We start from the raw sequence: 236 nt of genomic DNA on the forward strand, positions 1-236 counted from the left end.
CTGCCAATTTCGTTACACCTACAGATAGTGTCCCTAATCCGCCTGTTACTTGACTCGAGCCATCTGCTAATTGATTTACACCACCTGCCATTTGGTTTGCTCCTGCAGATAGTGCCCTTAATCCACCTGTTACTTGACTCGAGCCATCTGCTAATTGATTTACACCACCTGCCATTTGATTTGCTCCTGCAGATAATGTGTCTAAGCCACCTGTTACTTGACCCGAGCCATCTGCT

General features: G+C 46.6%; 1 protein-coding gene. It reads right to left on the reverse strand.

What is annotated here, in order from left to right; all coding sequences use genetic code 11:
* A partial coding sequence (locus MR079_RS28895; RefSeq protein ID WP_242295118.1) for a hypothetical protein occupies nucleotides 1–236 on the reverse strand: 236 nt, incomplete at both ends.

The organism is Bacillus cereus group sp. BfR-BA-01381, from assembly GCF_022663555.1.
Classification (GTDB): Bacteria; Bacillota; Bacilli; order Bacillales; family Bacillaceae_G; genus Bacillus_A; species Bacillus_A pacificus.